Genomic DNA, 16639 nt, shown 5'->3' with positions numbered 1-16639 from the left:
CCTGAACACCTATAACACCTTCCATTCCCAATACCCCGCACAACGCCTTCCGCATCGATCAACACGCTAAAATAGCGTCTCAGCCGGACATGTCACGGCTTTTGCAAAACAGGTTCCCATGCTACGTCTAAGCGAAATCAAGCTGCCGCTTGAGCATTCGGAAAGCGAACTCGAGTCGGCAATTCGCTCACGTCTCGCGCTTATTCATGTCCCTGCCGATGGCCTCATCCGCTATACGGTATTCCGGCGCGCGCACGATGCACGCAAACGCTCCGACATCAAGCTCACGTATATCGTCGATGTAGACGTGAAGAACGAAGCCGCTGCGCTTCCTCATCTGAACGATCAGCCACATTGCACGGTGACGCCGGATATGGCGTACAAATTCGTCGCGAAAGCGCCGGAGTCGATGAAGTCACCAAGGCCCGTCGTGATCGGCATGGGGCCGTGCGGTTTGTTCGCCGGATTAATTCTCGCGCAGATGGGCTTTCGCCCGATCATCCTGGAACGAGGCAAGGCCGTGCGCGAGCGAACCAAGGACACGTGGGGCTTGTGGCGCAAAAACGTGCTGAATCCCGAGTCGAATGTGCAGTTTGGCGAGGGTGGTGCCGGGACGTTCTCGGACGGCAAGCTGTACAGCCAGATCAAAGATCCCAAGCACTACGGCCGCAAGGTGCTTGAAGAGTTCGTGCTCGCCGGCGCGCCGGAAGACATTCTCTATCTGAGCCGGCCGCATATCGGGACATTTCGGTTGGTCGGCATGGTCGAGAAAATGCGGGCGATGATTCATCAACTCGGCGGGGAAGTGCGCTTCGAGACGCGCGTCGAAGATATTGAGATCGACGACGGCAAGGTGCGAGGTCTCACGCTCTCCAACGGCGAAACGCTGCGCTGCGATCACGTTGTGTTGTCCGTCGGACATAGCGCCCGCGATACTTTCGAGATGCTGCACGACCGCGGCGTCTACATGGAAGCGAAACCTTTTTCGCTCGGGTTCCGGATCGAGCATCCGCAAGGGTTGATCGATCGGAGCCGGTTCGGCAAATTCGCGGGACATAAACTGCTCGGCGCAGCCGACTATAAAGTCGTCCATCACTGCAGCAACGGTCGCGCCGTCTATAGCTTTTGCATGTGCCCGGGCGGAACGGTAGTGGCGGCGACATCGGAACCGGGACGCGTCGTTACGAACGGAATGAGCCAATATTCGCGCAACGAGCGGAACGCGAATGCGGGGATTGTCGTCGGAATTACACCGGACGATTTCCCCGGTGGTCCACTCGCGGGTATCGCGTTTCAAAGACAGTGGGAAGAGCGGGCGTTCGAGCTCGGCGGCGGTGATTACTGCGCGCCGGGGCAACTGGTCGGGGATTTTATTGCGAGACGGCCATCGACATCGCTTGGGTCCGTCGAGCCGTCGTATAAACCCGGCGTGCGTATGACCGATCTGAGCAGCGCATTGCCCGAGTACGTGGTCGAGGCGATTCGTGAAGCGCTGCCGCAGATCGACAAGAAAATTCCCGGTTTCGCTATGCACGACGCCGTGCTGACGGGCGTAGAGACGCGCACGTCATCGCCGATACGGGTTCGCCGCAAGGACGATTATCAAAGCGTGAACGTCGATGGTTTGTATCCTGCGGGCGAAGGTGCGGGATACGCCGGCGGTATTTATTCGGCGGCGATCGATGGGATCGAAGTGGCCGAGGCGCTGGCGTTGAAGATGATGGTGGCTTAGGCCGTACGTCACGTCAGCACAATTCGCGTCGCAGGCGGGGGTGCCGGATACGCAAGGGGCATTTATTGGCGGCGATCGATCGCATCGACTGACGGACGTCAAAGGTGATCGTTAGGCCGTCCTAGACTGTCATGTAGACGGCGCCCGCTCAAGCCTTCGCAGGCGAATGTGCGGTCCTACGGTAAAAGCATTTATTTCGCCTCAGTCAACGGCGCCAAAACGGCCGCAGCGCTGTCGCCAAACATAATGGACGCTTAACCCGCGGCCTCAGTCACAACACGAACGATCCAGCACGCCCCCGAATCAAGTAATCACACCCACCTGCCACGGCACGAATTCGTTTTGCCCATAACCGTGCGCTTCGCTCTTTGACGCCACGCCCGAGGCGCAGTCCAGCATCATCTTGAAAATGGCTTCTCCGAGTTGATCGATGGATGCGGTCCCGTCGATAACCCCACCGCAATTGATATCGATGTCGTCTTCTTGCCGCTCCCACAGCGCCGTGTTCGTAGCGAGCTTCAGTGAAGGTGAGGGCGCGCAGCCGTAAGCCGACCCACGCCCGGTCGTGAAGCAGATCAAATTGGCCCCCGACGCGACCTGGCCAGTCGCCGAGACGGGATCGTAGCCGGGCGAATCCATGAACACGAAACCCTTCGCATCGATACGCTGCGCGTACTCATAGACTTCCACCAGCTTGGTCGTGCCGCCTTTCGCCACTGCGCCAAGCGACTTTTCCAGAATTGTCGTCAAGCCGCCAACCTTGTTTCCCGCCGATGGATTGTTGTCCATTGCGGCACCGTTTCGCGCGCAATAATCCTCCCACCACTTGATGCGCGTCAGCAGCTTTTCGCCGACTTCGCGGCTCACTGCGCGTCGCGTGAGCAGATGTTCCGCGCCATACACTTCGGGCGTCTCCGAGAGAATTGCCGTACCGCCATGCTGTACGAGTCGGTCGACCGCCGCGCCTAGTGCCGGATTCGCTGAGATGCCCGAATAGCCGTCCGAGCCGCCGCACTGGAGGCCAACGACCAGATGCGACGCCGGGACAGGTTCGCGTTTGACGCGGTTGGCATCGGCAAGCAGTTCTTGCACCATCGCAATGCCGCGCTCGATCGTCTTGCGCGTGCCGCCGCTGTCCTGGATTGTGAAGCTGCGCAGTTTCGTGCCGTCATCGTTTAAACCGGCCGAGCCAAGAATCCCCGAAATCTGATTCGTCTCGCAGCCCAGGCCGATGAACAACACCGAATGGAAGTTCGGATGGACGGCGTAACCGGCGAGCGTGCGGCGCAGGATCGCGATGCCATCACCAATCGAATCGATGCCGCAGCCCAGTCCATGCGTCAACGCGATCACGCCATCCACGTTCGGGTAATCGGCGAGCGCCTCAGGACGGACATCGCGGCGAAAATGATCGGCGATAGCCCGTGCCACCGTAGCCGAGCAATTCACACTCGTCAGGATACCGATGTAATTGCGCGTGGCCACGCGGCCGTCGTCGCGGCGAATGCCCATGAACGTAGCCGGTTTATCGGCGAAATGGGTTTCGCGCATATCGACGCCGAACTCATGCTCGCGCTCGAATTGCGCCATGCCGAGATTGTGGACATGCACATGTTGGCCGCGTGCGATGGCATCGAGCGCCACGCCGATGATCTGGTTGTAGCGCCGCACGGACTCACCTTTGGCGATGTCGCGCGTGGCAATCTTGTGGCCAGGCGGAATCAGCCCGCTTACCACGAGCGGCTCGGTTTCAGACGTGATGCGCGCGCCCGACATAAGCTGGCGTGTCGCGATCACGACATCGTCGTTGGGATGAAGGCGGATAACGGTGTGATCGGTGGGCATAAAAAGCATTCCTCAGGACAGCGCCGCAATAAGCCGCCGCTGGTCAATTTTCAAGCCGAGTTGACGCGCAAGCTCGACAGCCTGTTTGAAGCGACGTTGTTTTTTTTCGGTGTGGTTACGCGCGATATCCGACAGCCGATGATCGAGAAACGGATTCTCGAAGCGGTCGCGGACATCGACGAGATAGGTGCGTGCGGCGTCGTGCTCGCCAAGGGCATCGAAGACGGGTAGCACTTCGTCATGCCACGTCGACTCCAACGCCGTGCGCCACGCGTCGTTGCGCATGGCGTCGCCGACGTTGGTGTCAGGCGCGGCTTGATCGGCGAGCCAGAGTTCGGCGAGCATCGTATGGCCGAGGTTGAGCAGCAGAAGCTTGAGGCGCTCGTAGTGGGCGAGGTCGTCGGTGAGCACGATGTCTTCGTGCTCGCACGGCAGGACCATGCCGGGCTGGCGCTCGATCGCCCATAACGCGTAGGGCTCAGCGATCGCACCAACGGGATGGATCGGCTCCGAGACAATGCGGTCGACCAGCGAGTTCACCCAAATGCAATCGTGCTGCAGATAGCTGATGAATGCGTCGTCTGCTTGCCACTGCGTTGCAATGTCGATGACGAGATCGCGCAATGTGTCGCCATTACGCGATATGAGTTCGCAGGGAAATAAGGTCAGCGGGTCAGCGCCTGCGATAAACCGGTCGTGTAGCAGCACTACTAGCTTGGCTGGAAACCCACGCGGAACGGAATTTTCGTCGAGGCTTCGCGTGGTGTCGTCATCGAAGGAGGCGTAGCCGGTATCGCCCGTATTCGACACGATCACCTTGACGTCATGTCGTACGCGTTCGCGCAATGTGGACCAGTCATCGGCAGCGTTTAGGGCTTCGGTGATTGCGTCGCACTGGACGGTGAGGTCGATGGTCGCATCGCCTTGCCGGCCGCGAATCCGCACCGGGTACACGCTTGAAGCGCGCAACGCGTCGATCCGCGCGCGGCTTTCCGCATTCGATGTGCTCTGTACGACGGTAATCGGTCCGAGCGCCTTCGACGGTTCGCGTCGCGCAGCCTGCGCGACGAACAAATCGACATGCGCCTGGAGAAAGCGGCTCGTGCCGAACTGGAGAATCGGATTGCTCATCGTCTGGTCGGTCGTGTCAGCATTCGACCAGTGCTTTGATCACGCCCGCCGATGGGTCAAGCAGCTTGGAAAATTCGCCAGGCAAATCGCTCAACTTGAGCGTATGCGTGTTGAGCGCTGCAGTAGGAATCAGGCCGGCGCGCATTGCGGCAAGCACGGTCTCGAAGTCGTCAGGTGTGGCGTTACGGCTAGCTAGCAGGGTGGTTTCGCGCTTGTGGAATTCAGGATCGGCAAACGATATCCGGTCGCTAACAATCGATATCAGCACGTATTTGCCGCCATGTGCGACAAACTCCAGGCCGCGTTCCATCGCTTTCACGTTGCCGGTGGCGTCGAAGACGATATCGAAGAACTCGTGGCCGGTGAGTTCGGCGAGCTGTTTTGCGTCCGTTGCGGCGCCGGTGGTATCCAGGCGCACGATGTGATCGGCGTTCAGCAGTGTCTCGCAGAATCGCAAGCGGTCTTCGCGTCCATCCAGCACGGTTACTTCCGCGCCGCGCAGCTTCGCGAAGATCAGCGCCGCCATTCCGATCGGCCCGGCGCCGACCACCAGCGCGCGCTGCTTCGGCTGCACGTCCGCTCGCCCGACCGCGTGTGCACCGATGGCAAGAAATTCAATCATCGCAGCCTGATCGAGCGTCACGCCGTCGGCCTTGAACACAAATGCTTGCGGCACGGCGAGTTGCTCGACCAAGCCACCATCGGTATGCACGCCCAGGACGCGAATATTCATGCAGCAGTTCGGTTTCTTCGCCCGGCACGCGATACATTTTCCACAGGCCAGATAGGGCATCACGTAAACCTGATCGCCCTTCGCGACGCGCGCCGCGGCCGGTGCCGACTCCACGATTCCCGATAACTCATGCCCCATCACCCGCGGATACGATAGATACGGCTGCTTCCCCGTGTAGATATGCAGGTCCGTGCCGCACACGCCGACACGCTTGATGCGGATCAACACGTCGTCAATACCGGGTTCGGGCGATGGCCGATCAATCAGAACGAGCGAGCCGGGTTGTTCGCAGATGACAGTTTTCATGGGGATGGGATGATTTTTTTGGCCTTACCAGAATGCATGTTAATTTCCTAAAACGTAACTGGTCAAGCCAATTAGCCGCTGCTAGGGGTTTGGCCTGACCATCGGCGCCATCGTTGTTTAGAATTCAGCCTTTCCGCCGATACGGCCAGCACGTCCAAAAAGGAGCCTTCGTGGCTGTCAAACCCATCGAGACGCGTCGTCTCTACCTTCAGATCGCCGATAAACTGCGTGCGCTGATGGAAGAACAGGGCTTCGCGCCGAACGGCCGCTTGCCGTCCGAGCGCGAACTGGCGCTGATGCTCGGGGTGTCGCGGCCGTCGGTGAGAGAGGCGCTGGTAGCGTTGGAACTGGAAGGGCGCGTCGAGATCCGGATGGGTTCGGGGGTCTATATCTGCGCGCCAGCGGCGCCCGGTTCGCGCCCGAACTTACCGCCGGGCACGGAGTTCGGCGAGAGTCTGCTCGAAATCATGACCGCGCGGATGGTGATCGAGGGCGCGATCGCGGCAAATGTCGCGGCGTTCGGCAAGCCCAAGGCGCTCAAGGCACTGCGTGGGATTTACGAAGGCATGGCCCGGGAAGTGGCGAACGGACAGATTCCATTGGCGGCGGATCGCGCGTTTCATCTGGCCGTGGCGCAGATGTCAGGAAACGATGTGTTGGTGCGCACGGTAGCGGGTCTTTTCGACGAACGGCATAGTCCGCTGTCGTCCAAGCTGCGGGTGCATTTCGAGGGAGAGGAAACGTGGGCGGCCGCGTTGAGCGAGCACAAGGCCATACTTGACGCGCTCGAAGCACGTGATGCCATTCAGGCCCAGGCTTCAATGCAGCGCCATTTGAAGGCGTCGTACGAGCGGCTGATGACGCGCCGCAAGCATTGAAAATTTGCTTCAGGCCAGTCCGCGATGAACCCGGACTGGCCGCCAAAAAATGCACAAACAGCGTAAAACCAGCGCTCAGCCAGGATAAGCCTCGTCCACTTTCAGCCCGGCGAGCTTGAAGATCACGCGCAGCGTCTGCGGAGCGATCTCGCGCCGCGAGGCGAGGGTGGTCAACACGAAATCCATGACTTTCGCGTACTTGAGCATGGTCAGGCAGGTTTCCATGTCGGTGGTGCCGTCGCGCATGACTTCTGCGAGCCGCAACATTTCGCCTGAAATTTCTCGAGCCATTTCGAGTTCAAGTTGCTGCTTTTCGCTCCACTCGGGCATTGCGGTGAGCTTTGCAAGCATTTCCTGAAACTGCTGTTCGGCTTTACTGTCTCGGATTGGGTCCATCGCCGTCCTCATTTCGTTCGCGTGTTCCCTCTGGGAACGCGCCGTGTGCGTTAGGTGTTACGTAACAGGCTGCGCATCGACGTGACATCCAGTGCCTTTCACCGGTCGTGGCCCCAAGCTTTGCCAAGGTCATCAGTTCGTCGCGCCCGCCTTGCTACCAGGGCGTGTTGCAATAAAGTCGCGGCTTGGTGCCGTCGTTATGTCTGTCCATCCCGTTGGTTGTCCCGCTTTAAATGCACGAAATGTTCCATCTGAAACCGAGGTTCTCCAGTGCTTGTGCTGAAAAGTCGAACCTCATTTGAGCCTTCCTCAGTTTCCGATGTTGCGTCATGCGGGAGCGTCTATGCGCTTTTGGGTAAACTTGCCGATTTACATCGATACAACCAGCGGTTAGCGCACACTTCGCGCCGAATTTTCCGCGTGACCCCGCCTACAGAATCACTACGGTATCCAGACGATGGCCAAGAAGTCCCGGGCGCCTAATGCGCCCATCGCATCAACGGATTCGTCCGATCAAAAGCCGGAATCTTCGGCCAAGCACGACATTCGTCCCGGTCAGTCCCTCGAACTTTTGAAGGAACTGCACATCTTGACGCGCGACGGCAAGATGAATCAAGACAGCCGTCGAAAGTTGAAACAGGTCTATCACCTGTTTCAGTTCATCGAACCTTTGCTTGCGGAAATTCATACAAAACAGGGTTCGGTGACGCTGGTCGATCATGGAGCGGGCAAGTCTTACCTTGGCTTTATTCTCTACGATCTCTACTTCAAAGCTCTGCGCGATCGGTCACATATCTTTGGCATTGAGACGCGTGCGGAACTGGTTGAAAAGTCGGAGGAATTGGCCGCGCGGCTAGGATTCGACGGCATGTCGTTCGTCAATCTATCGGTGGCCGAATCGATTACGTCGGACCGTTTGCCCGAGACGGTGGATATCGTCACGGCATTGCATGCGTGCAATACCGCAACCGACGACGCCATTCATTTCGCTTTGCAGAAGAAAGCGAAAAGCATTGTGGTCGTGCCGTGTTGCCAGGCGGAAGTTGCATCGGTGCTGCGCAAGAACAAGGGCCATTCGCTCTCGAAGAACGTGCTGACGGAGATGTGGCGGCATCCGCTGCATACGCGTGAATTCGGGAGTCAGATCACGAACGTGCTGCGCTGCCTGCAACTGGAGTCGCACGGGTATCAGGTGAGCGTGACGGAACTCGTCGGCTGGGAGCACTCGATGAAAAACGAGTTGATCATCGCCCAGTTCAAGGATCTGCCGCGTGGGAAACCGGCGCAGCGTCTCTCCGATGTGCTCGAAACGCTCGGTCTCGAAGAGATGCGCGAGCGGTTCTTTACGACTTGATGTTAGGGCTTGATGCTAGGGCTTGACGCCAGCGTCGCGGTTCATGTGTTCCAGCCAGCCGGCGTGGCCCAGACGACGCAGCGTCGCCATGTTGCGTTCGTAGATATCGGCGGCGTCGGGGAACGCATCGACCGCGCGTTCGATGCTCGCTTCGCGCAGCAAATGGAAGATCGGATAGGGCGCGCGATTCGTGAAATTTTCGATGTCGCCGGGCTCGGCGTCATCGAATTGATAGTCCGGGTGGAAGCTCGCGATCTGTAGTTCACCTTCGAGCCGGAGTTGCTTCAGGAGCGTATCGGCGAAATGAAGGGCGTCGTTGTAATCGGCGAAATCCGCCAGCGCGTGCGGGACGATCAGCAGCGTGGTGTCGGTCTTCTCCGGATCGCTGTGCGCCAGATACTTGAGTTCCGTTTCGATATCCGCCAACACATCTTCGAACGTGCGCGCCTCGCTGACGGCGTAGCGGATTTGGTCCTTCACATACACGGCTTTGGCGAACGGGCACAGGTTCAGCCCGATGACCGCGCGCGTGAGCCAATGCCGCGTCGAATCAATGATCTCGTCGTTCACGGTTCAGCCCTGCCTTCACCGCACGCGCTGCGCACCAGCAGCGCGGCCGTGGCCGGCGCGCTGCGCATCGGTCCGCAACCTGGGCCGAAAGTCTGACTCGTCGCGTACACGCCCTCCACCAGCAACGCGAGGGAATCGGCGAGAAGTTGAGGATCGGCGGCGCCCGCAGCCGTCGATAACTCCAGCAACCGTGCCATCAAATACTCCTTATTGCACGCCACCGACACCCGCGCCGGATGCTCGCGGTCAGCGAATTCACATGCCACGTTCACGAATGGACAGCCGCGATAATCCGGGTTCGACGCACGCTCGACCAGGTCGGTAATGCTCTGCACGAGCGCATGGGCCGGTTCGCCAGGATGTTTTGCGATGCTGCGCTCGATCCGCTCCCTGAAGCGCGCGTCCATGCGCCGGAGATACGCGACCACGAGATCGTCCTTCGACGAAAACTGCCGGTACACGCTCATCTTGTTCACGCCAGCGCGTTCGACCACCGCGTCCACGCTGATCGCGCGAATCCCGTCGCGATAAAAAAGATCCTCCGCGGCGTCGAGCAATTGCTCCTGCGCGGTGGCGCCGTCCATGTGCCGGCGTACGGGTTTTTTATCGGCGAGAGCGCCTTCATTCGATACACGTACCACAGCCATGTCCTTTATTTCCGAAGGGATTCTTGACATGTTACCGAGCAGTCACTAAGCTCGCAACCTAAATGTGACTGAGCGGTAACGTTCGTCGATAAGATAACCATATAACCAGATAACCAGAAGAAATCGGAGCGAAGGATGAATTGGGCAGCCAGGCGGCTTTCGGGCCGCATGCATTACGCGTGGATATCAGTTGGCGTCGTGTTTTTTGTGTTGCTCGCGGCCGCCGGCACGCGTGCGACGCCAAGCGTCATGATGTTGCCGCTCGAACAGCAATTCGGCTGGAGCCGCGCGACCATCTCGCTCGCGATCTCCATCAATCTCGCGCTATACGGCCTGACCGGACCGTTCGCCGCCGCCGCGATGCAGCGTTTTGGGGTGCGGCCGACGGTGCTTACCGCGTTGGGGACGCTGGCAACGGGCGTGGCGTTGTCGGCGCTGATGACCGCGCCCTGGCAGATGATCCTGGTGTGGGGCGTGCTCGTGGGTGGAGCGACCGGCGTGGCTGCGATGACACTGGCGGCGACGGTGGTGAATCGCTGGTTCACGTCGCATCGCGGACTGGCGATGGGCATTCTCACCGCCAGTTCGGCCACCGGTCAGCTCGTGTTCCTGCCGATGCTCGCCGCAATTGCGGAGCGCTTCGGCTGGCGTCCCGTGGTGTTGATCGTGGCGGCTGCCGCGGCGCTGGTGTTGCCTCTGGTGGCGTGGCTGCTGCCGGAGCATCCCGCCGATCTTGTGCTGCGTCCGTTTGGCGAAGCCGCCGATGCGCCGCCGCCCGCGCCCGTCGCGCAGAAGAATCCGATCAAGCTGGCCTTTGGCACATTGGGCATGGCGAGCAAGACGCGCGATTTCTGGCTGCTGGCCGGCAGCTTTTTTATCTGCGGCGCAAGCACGAACGGGTATATCGGCACGCATCTGATCGCGATGTGCGCCGATCACGGCATGACCGAAGTGCAGGGCGCGGGCCTCCTCGCCGCCATGGGCATTTTCGATCTCTTTGGCACCACGCTTTCCGGCTGGCTGTCCGACCGCTTCAACGCCCGCGTGCTGTTGTTCTGGTATTACGGCCTGCGCGGGTTGTCGCTGATGTTCCTGCCGTATGCGTTTGGCATCGATTTCTACGGGTTGCCGGTGTTCGCGATGTTCTACGGACTCGATTGGATCGCAACTGTGCCGCCGACCGTGCGGCTCGCCACCGATGTCTATGGCAAGGAATCGGCGCCTATCGTGTTCGGCTGGGTGGTCGCGGCGCATCAGTTCGGCGCGGCGTTCGCAGCGCTCGGCGGCGGCATGCTGCGCGCGAGTCTTGGCACCTACACCGTCGCCACGATGATTTCGGGCAGCTTGTGTATTGTGGCGGCGGTGATGGTGTTGCGGATCAACAAGGAGTCGCGTTCAGTGCAGGCTGTCGCGACCTGACGTCCACCACTGCGGTGGCGATTTCAACGCTGAAGCGCGGGTTTAATAGCTTGGTTATTCTTATGGCCTTGCGGCGTGCATCTGACTGCACGCTGTCCAGACCAATCAACCAGGGATTCCCGCATGACCGAAAAAATCGCACCTACTGAAGTCGCAATCGACCCGTTGCTGGCCGGCCGATGGAGCCCGCGGGCGATATCGAACAAGGCGGTAAGCCGCGAGTTGTTGCGCAGCGTGCTGGAAGCCGCGCGTTGGGCGCCATCCTCGTACAACATGCAGCCGTGGCGCTTCCTGAGCTTCGATCGCCATCACGATGAAGCCGCTTTCCAGAAGGCCTTCGCCACCTTGGTGCCGTTCAACCAGGGGTGGAATGCCAATGTTCCGGTGCTGATTTGCGTGCTGGCGAAGACCTTGACGCCGAAGGGCGATGTGAACCGTACGGCTGCGTACGATGCGGGCGCGGCGGCGATGTCGCTGACGCTCCAGGCGCACGCGCTCGGTCTGGCGACCCACCAAATGGCCGGTTTCGATATCAACGCGTTCCGCGAGGCTTTCTCGGTGCCGGACGATGTCGAGGCGATCGCCATGATTGCGCTCGGGCATCACGGCGATCCGGCCTTGCTCGACGACGTCTTGCGTGAGCGCGAAGACGCACCGCGTGCGCGGGCGCCGATCGGTGAAATCGCATTCGATGGCGCGTGGGACAAGGCGTTCAAATAAGCGCTTTTGATCGACTGGAAATGCTGGAAAGCGCGGCTGCCGCAGAGGCGCCGCGCGATCGGGAGATTGTTGGCCCGAATCTTTAAAGCCGCGATGCATTGGGATTCGTCTCGCCGGAAGTATCTTCGTGCAGAGATGGCCGGGCCGTAGCTCGCAAGCGTCAATTCAATTAAAAGGAGACGCTACACCCCGCCCACACCTAATTTGTTTTTGTGTCCATCGGGCTACAAAACCGTAAATTCGCTTAGATTTGATGCTCAAGGGCTACAAATTAGATCTTGAATTTTGTGCCTTACAGGCTACAATCTTCGCACAATCTGGCATTTTGATGCCCTGGGGCTACAAATGACGACTCTTGTCGATGTGGCGGACATGCTGAAAGAGGCACGCCGCGAAGCCGAACTATCGCAAGCCGAGCTGGCTCGACGCGCTGCGGTTGCACGTACCACGGTGGCTCGCATGGAAACGCTTGCAAAGGGCGACATGAGCGTTTCAGCGCTCGTGCGTTTGCTCGAAGCGGCTGGTTATGACTTAAAAGCAGTAAAGCACGGTCACACCCGTACCCTCGAAGATATCCTCGCTGAACAGCGAGAAGGCGCGAGCACACCATGAAGCTTGACGTTCATGTCAAAGGCAAGAACGTCGCACAGCTCTATCGGGAGCGGGACGAATATGTCCTGAAGTACGGCGCCGACGCGCAACAGAATGACTTCGTCAGTCTCACGATGCCCGTTCGCGAAGAGCCGTGGAAATGGCCGCGCGACCTGCACCCGTTCTTTCGGCAAAACCTGCCCGAAGGTTATTTGCTGGATGTCATCCGCGAGGAGTTTGGCCCCTATCTCGATGGGACCGATCTGTCATTGCTCGCCGTTGTGGGAGGCATGGGCGTCGGTCGGGTTACGGTCACGCCCGAGGGTGTCGTGCCCGGCAATGAGCTAGAGCCTTTGCAAGTCGAGGACCTGCTTGGCAGGCAAAACACCGCGGACTATTTCGCTTCACTCGTGCGCAGGTACGCGCGCGCCGCTATCTCCGGTGCGGTACCGAAGTTCATCGCACCGGAAGCGCTGCCTGGCGAATCAACCACGTCCTTGGGTAAATCGACGATTCGCACGAGCCGGCACATCATCAAAGGCTCCGACGAGAAAACTCCATATCTCGGATTCAACGAGTTCTACTCCATGCGAGTGCTCGAGCGACTGGGCGTTGCGCAGGTTGCCAGGACGCGCATGTCGGACGATGGACGCGTGCTGATTGTCGACCGGTTCGACGTCGATGAGAACGGCGTACCGGCCTATGGCCTGGAGGACGCGTGCGGACTGCTCGGTCTGCCGCCGCACGAGAAGTACAACGCGACGACGGAAAAGGTGCTCAACGCTGTGCGGCCCTATCTGGTCAGGTCGGGGGTTCGGCCGCAGTTGGAGCAGTTCGGCTGGCTCTTGTTGACGAATTACGTCGTGCGCAACGCGGACTGCCATGCGAAAAACATCGCCTTGTACTACACGTCCATGGACGACGTCTCATTCACGCCCGCATACAACATCGTCACTACTCAGGCTTATCCGCGCTTTGCGTCCAACCCGCCGGGCTTGTCCGTCGATGGACGCAAAACCTGGGCACCCGGTAAGACGCTGGAGCGGTTTTTCAATGCCCGTCTCGGTATCGCTCCGCGTCACTATGCCGAGATGGTCGAGCGCCTGTGTGAGTCGGCGATTACCGTGGGTCATGAAATCATCGAGGCGGCCAGGAACGAACCGCAGTGGAACGGAATAGCCAAACAGATGCTCCACGTCTGGAACGACGGCATGGCGTCATTGCGGAGCCCCAAGCGGGCAGCGTTGTTTACCGGTCTTAGTCCGGCCATAGAAGCCGCGGGTTTCTCAGAGCCGGAAGCTCCTGATACCTTCCGCGAGATCATTGGCCGTTCGGAGCTTCTGGCCAAACCACGCGCAGGCTGATATGCGCGTTTTCGCTCAATCCTCCACCGATGACAACGGCCTCGCCACGTCCTCCAGCGACTTGCGTTCCGCCGATACCCCCCAGATTCCCGCGACAACTGCCGCGAGCACCATCAGCGCCGAGCCGATCAGATAGCCCGTCAACACGGCGCCGCGCCGATGCGTGTCGATCAGCCAGCCGAACAGCGCTGGCCCGATGATGCCGCCCAGCGCCGTCCCAAACGCATAAAAAATCGCGATGGCGAGCGCTCGAATCTCGAGGGGGAAGGTTTCGCTGACGGTGAGATACGCCGAACTCGCCGCCGACGACGCAAAGAAGAAAATCACCATCCACGAGAGGGTTTGCGTCGTGCTCGTCAGCCAACCCTGCTCGAAAAAATAACCGCTGATCGTCAGTAAAACACCCGAAATCCCATAGGTGAAGGCGATCATCTTGCGCCGGCCGAGGACATCGAAGAGCCTGCCAAGCATGATCGGCCCGAGGAAATTGCCGGCGGCGAACGGCAACACGTACCAGCCGATGTGATCCCCCGGCACGCCGTAGAAATCCGTGAGCACCAGCGCGTAGGTGAAAAATATCGCGTTGTAGAAAAAAGCCTGGGCGGTCATCAGCGTCAAGCCGACGAGCGAACGCCGCCGGTGCGAACGAAACAGCGAGTGGAACACTTCGCTGAGTTTCGTATGATCGCGGGCGTGCAGTCGCAGCGGTTTAACGGGATCGGTGGGCAATTTCACGCCATGTTCGGCAAACTTGGCTTCAATGCCCTCCACAATTTCCTTCGCCTCGTCCACGCGGTTGTGCGTGATAAGCCAGCGCGGACTTTCTGGCACCCACATGCGCATGAAGAGGATCAGCAGTCCCAGAATCGCGCCGATCAGAAAACACGCGCGCCAGCCGTAGTCGGGCGGCAGCAGACCAGGATCGAGCAACACGATCGAACCTGCCGCGCCTAGGCCTGCACCTACCCAGAACGTCCCGTTGATCGCGAGATCCGTCCAGCCGCGCACGCGCGCGGGGGTGAATTCCTGAATTGTGGAATTGATCGCCGTGTATTCGCCACCAATCCCCGCGCCGGTCAGGAAGCGAAACAGCGCAAAACTGACGATATCCCACGAAAACGCGGTCGCCGCCGTGGCCGCCACGTACAAAAACAGCGTGATGAAAAAGAGCTTGCGACGTCCGAGCCGGTCCGTAAGCCAACCGAATCCCAGCGCGCCTATCACCGCGCCGGCAATGTATGCGCTGCCGGCGAGCCCAACGTCGGCGTTCGAGAACTTCAGTACATGACTTGCTTTCAACGCGCTGGCTACGGCACCCGCGAGCGTCACTTCGAGCCCGTCGAGTAGCCACGTGATCCCTAGCGCCAGCACAATCAGCGTATGAAAACGGCCCCACGGCAGCCGGTCGAGCCGCCCGGGCAGATCAGTTTCGATGATCCTGGCCGGCGCTTCATCCGCTTCCTCGATAGCGTGGCTGGTCCTCGTGTCGTTCATGCGTTTGGCCGATAACGTAGGAATGACCGGCAGAACGGATCACCGGCATGGAGCATTAATTACCGGGTTTTTGAGCAAAATCCGTTCCCTGGGCAATGTTTTTGATTGACGGTTGATGTACAGCGCGTTACGTGCTAAAAACGCGCTCCACTTTTTGTTTGCGACGCTCGGCGCAGTTTCACGCTGCCGTCGTTCACCTCATGACTTATTGCGCGATCGATTTCGGCACGTCGAATTCAGCGGTCGCTTTGCCCGATGGGGCATCGATCCGGCTCGCGCCGGTCGAAGGCAACGCCACGACGCTGCCAACCGCTGTCTTTTTCAACACGGACGAGGACGAGCAGGCCTACGGCCGGGCCGCGCTCGAGTCTTACATCGACGGTTTCGACGGCCGCCTGATGCGCTCCATGAAGAGTATTCTCGGCTCGCCGCTGGCTGAGACGAGCACGGACCTGGGCGACGGCTCAGCGATTCGCTACGTCGATGTCATCACGCTGTTCCTGCAGCATCTGAAGCAGAAGGCGCAGGCCGTTTCCAGCACGCCGATTACGCGCGGGGTGCTGGGTCGGCCGGTATTTTTCGTCGATGACGATCCGCGCGCCGATCAGCTCGCCCAAAACCAGTTGCAGGCCGCTGCGCAAGCCATTGGTCTGACGGATATTCATTTCCAGTATGAGCCGATCGCCGCTGCTTTCGACTATGAAGCGCGCTTGACGAAGGAAGGCCTGGTGCTAGTCGCGGACATTGGCGGCGGTACGTCGGACTTCTCGCTGGTGCGGGTCGGGCCAGCGCGCGTCAAGATGTTGTCGCGAAAAGAAGACGTGCTCGCGCATTACGGCGTCCACGTCGCGGGAACAGATTTCGACCGGCGTGTGGAACTCGCCACGATCCTGCGCGAACTCGGCTATCAATCGATGGCGCCGGAAGGCCGCGAAGTGCCGAATCGCGTGTATTTCGATCTCGCCACCTGGCATTTGATCAACACGGTCTACGGACCTAAACGCGTTAACGAACTGCAGTTGATGCGGCATCTCTACAGCGATCCGAGGCACCACGACCGCTTGATGCGCGTGGTCGAACGCCGTCTTGGGCACGCACTGGCGTCGCACGCGGAGACCGCGAAGATCGAAGTAGCAGGGGGCGGCGCGACGATCATCGGGATGGAAGAGGTGGAAGAGGCGCTGCGTATCGGTTTCGACGAGCAGCAGCTCATTGACGCAGGCCTGGAGGAGACGCGGCGGATCGTGGCGGCAGCGCGGGAAACGGTGCACCGCGCGGGCGTGGCGCCGCAGGATGTGGACGCGATCTACTTCACGGGCGGATCGACGGGACTGGGTTTCCTGTCGCAATCCCTGTCCAACGCGTTCCCGGAAGCCGAAGCCGTGTTTGGCGACCGGCTGGCCAGCGTGGCGACCGGACTCGGCATATATGCACGTCGACTATTTGCCTGATCGGCATT

General features: G+C 59.8%; 15 protein-coding genes. 8 read left to right on the top strand and 7 right to left on the bottom strand.

Annotated elements, in window-relative coordinates; translation table 11 throughout:
* Positions 1 to 118 precede the first annotated feature (118 nt).
* On the top strand, positions 119 to 1732 hold the full coding sequence (locus EOS_RS43375; RefSeq protein WP_047898407.1) for an NAD(P)/FAD-dependent oxidoreductase: 1614 nt from the start codon (positions 119 to 121) through the stop codon (positions 1730 to 1732).
* A gap of 303 nt (positions 1733 to 2035) precedes the next feature.
* Here the strand turns inward: EOS_RS43375 and EOS_RS43370 are convergent, their stop codons facing one another.
* From EOS_RS43370 to EOS_RS43360, 3 genes are read right to left on the bottom strand one after another with little or no spacing between them, the layout of a single operon-like run.
* A complete protein-coding gene (locus EOS_RS43370) occupies positions 2036 to 3577 on the bottom strand; it encodes a UxaA family hydrolase (RefSeq protein WP_235443152.1) in 1542 nt (513 codons plus the stop codon).
* 12 nt (positions 3578 to 3589) lie between these two features.
* The gene (locus EOS_RS43365; protein ID WP_047898405.1) at positions 3590 to 4708 is read right to left on the bottom strand and encodes a mannitol dehydrogenase family protein; all 1119 of its coding nucleotides are present in this window, start codon (positions 4706 to 4708) and stop codon (positions 3590 to 3592) included.
* Positions 4709 to 4724: 16 nt separating this feature from the next.
* Entirely contained in the window at positions 4725 to 5747 is a 1023-nt protein-coding gene (locus EOS_RS43360; RefSeq protein WP_047898404.1) for a zinc-binding alcohol dehydrogenase family protein, read from the bottom strand.
* 170 nt (positions 5748 to 5917) lie between these two features.
* Between EOS_RS43360 and EOS_RS43355 the strand changes: the two genes are divergently transcribed.
* Positions 5918 to 6625 (top strand): FadR/GntR family transcriptional regulator, encoded by a 708-nt coding sequence (locus tag EOS_RS43355; RefSeq protein WP_047898403.1) that lies wholly within the window; start codon positions 5918 to 5920, stop codon positions 6623 to 6625.
* 75 nt (positions 6626 to 6700) lie between these two features.
* Here EOS_RS43355 and EOS_RS43350 read toward each other — a convergent pair whose 3' ends face one another.
* Entirely contained in the window at positions 6701 to 7021 is a 321-nt protein-coding gene (locus EOS_RS43350) for a hypothetical protein (protein WP_047898402.1), read from the bottom strand.
* 457 nt (positions 7022 to 7478) lie between these two features.
* Between EOS_RS43350 and EOS_RS43345 the strand changes: the two genes are divergently transcribed.
* Positions 7479 to 8375 (top strand): class I SAM-dependent methyltransferase, encoded by an 897-nt coding sequence (locus EOS_RS43345; RefSeq protein ID WP_075645510.1) that lies wholly within the window; start codon positions 7479 to 7481, stop codon positions 8373 to 8375.
* 15 nt (positions 8376 to 8390) lie between these two features.
* Here the strand turns inward: EOS_RS43345 and EOS_RS43340 are convergent, their stop codons facing one another.
* Both EOS_RS43340 and EOS_RS43335 read right to left on the bottom strand, forming a co-directional pair.
* Positions 8391 to 8945: a DUF1415 domain-containing protein gene (locus EOS_RS43340; RefSeq protein ID WP_047898401.1), complete on the bottom strand. Its 555-nt coding sequence runs from the start codon at positions 8943 to 8945 to the stop codon at positions 8391 to 8393.
* On the bottom strand, positions 8942 to 9592 hold the full coding sequence (locus EOS_RS43335; RefSeq protein WP_087882083.1) for a TetR/AcrR family transcriptional regulator: 651 nt from the start codon (positions 9590 to 9592) through the stop codon (positions 8942 to 8944). Before EOS_RS43335 ends, EOS_RS43340 begins: the two co-directional genes overlap by 4 nt.
* A 135-nt stretch (positions 9593 to 9727) precedes the next feature.
* On the opposite strand from EOS_RS43335, the gene EOS_RS43330 reads away from it, so the two are divergent.
* From EOS_RS43330 to EOS_RS43315, 4 genes are all read left to right on the top strand, one after another.
* Positions 9728 to 11011, top strand: coding sequence for an MFS transporter (locus EOS_RS43330; RefSeq protein ID WP_047898400.1), 1284 nt, complete (start codon positions 9728 to 9730; stop codon positions 11009 to 11011).
* A 123-nt stretch (positions 11012 to 11134) separates the two neighbouring features.
* Positions 11135 to 11731: a nitroreductase family protein gene (locus EOS_RS43325; protein WP_047898399.1), complete on the top strand. Its 597-nt coding sequence runs from the start codon at positions 11135 to 11137 to the stop codon at positions 11729 to 11731.
* Between the two features lie 345 nt (positions 11732 to 12076).
* Positions 12077 to 12343, top strand: a complete 267-nt coding sequence (locus EOS_RS43320) for a helix-turn-helix domain-containing protein (protein WP_047898398.1) — start codon at positions 12077 to 12079, stop codon at positions 12341 to 12343.
* Positions 12340 to 13686, top strand: coding sequence for a type II toxin-antitoxin system HipA family toxin (locus EOS_RS43315; protein WP_047898397.1), 1347 nt, complete (start codon positions 12340 to 12342; stop codon positions 13684 to 13686). Before EOS_RS43320 ends, EOS_RS43315 begins: the two co-directional genes overlap by 4 nt.
* Before the next feature lie 15 nt (positions 13687 to 13701).
* Here EOS_RS43315 and EOS_RS43310 read toward each other — a convergent pair whose 3' ends face one another.
* Positions 13702 to 15180, bottom strand: a complete 1479-nt coding sequence (locus EOS_RS43310; protein ID WP_047898396.1) for an MFS transporter — start codon at positions 15178 to 15180, stop codon at positions 13702 to 13704.
* A 200-nt stretch (positions 15181 to 15380) separates the two neighbouring features.
* Here EOS_RS43310 and EOS_RS43305 point away from each other — a divergent pair, with 200 nt between their 5' ends.
* On the top strand, positions 15381 to 16631 hold the full coding sequence (locus EOS_RS43305; RefSeq protein WP_047898395.1) for an Hsp70 family protein: 1251 nt from the start codon (positions 15381 to 15383) through the stop codon (positions 16629 to 16631).
* Positions 16632 to 16639 lie beyond the last annotated feature (8 nt).

Source organism: Caballeronia mineralivorans PML1(12) (assembly GCF_001028175.1).
Classification (GTDB): Bacteria; Pseudomonadota; Gammaproteobacteria; order Burkholderiales; family Burkholderiaceae; genus Caballeronia; species Caballeronia mineralivorans.
This window is presented reverse-complemented; position numbering and strand designations above follow the sequence as displayed.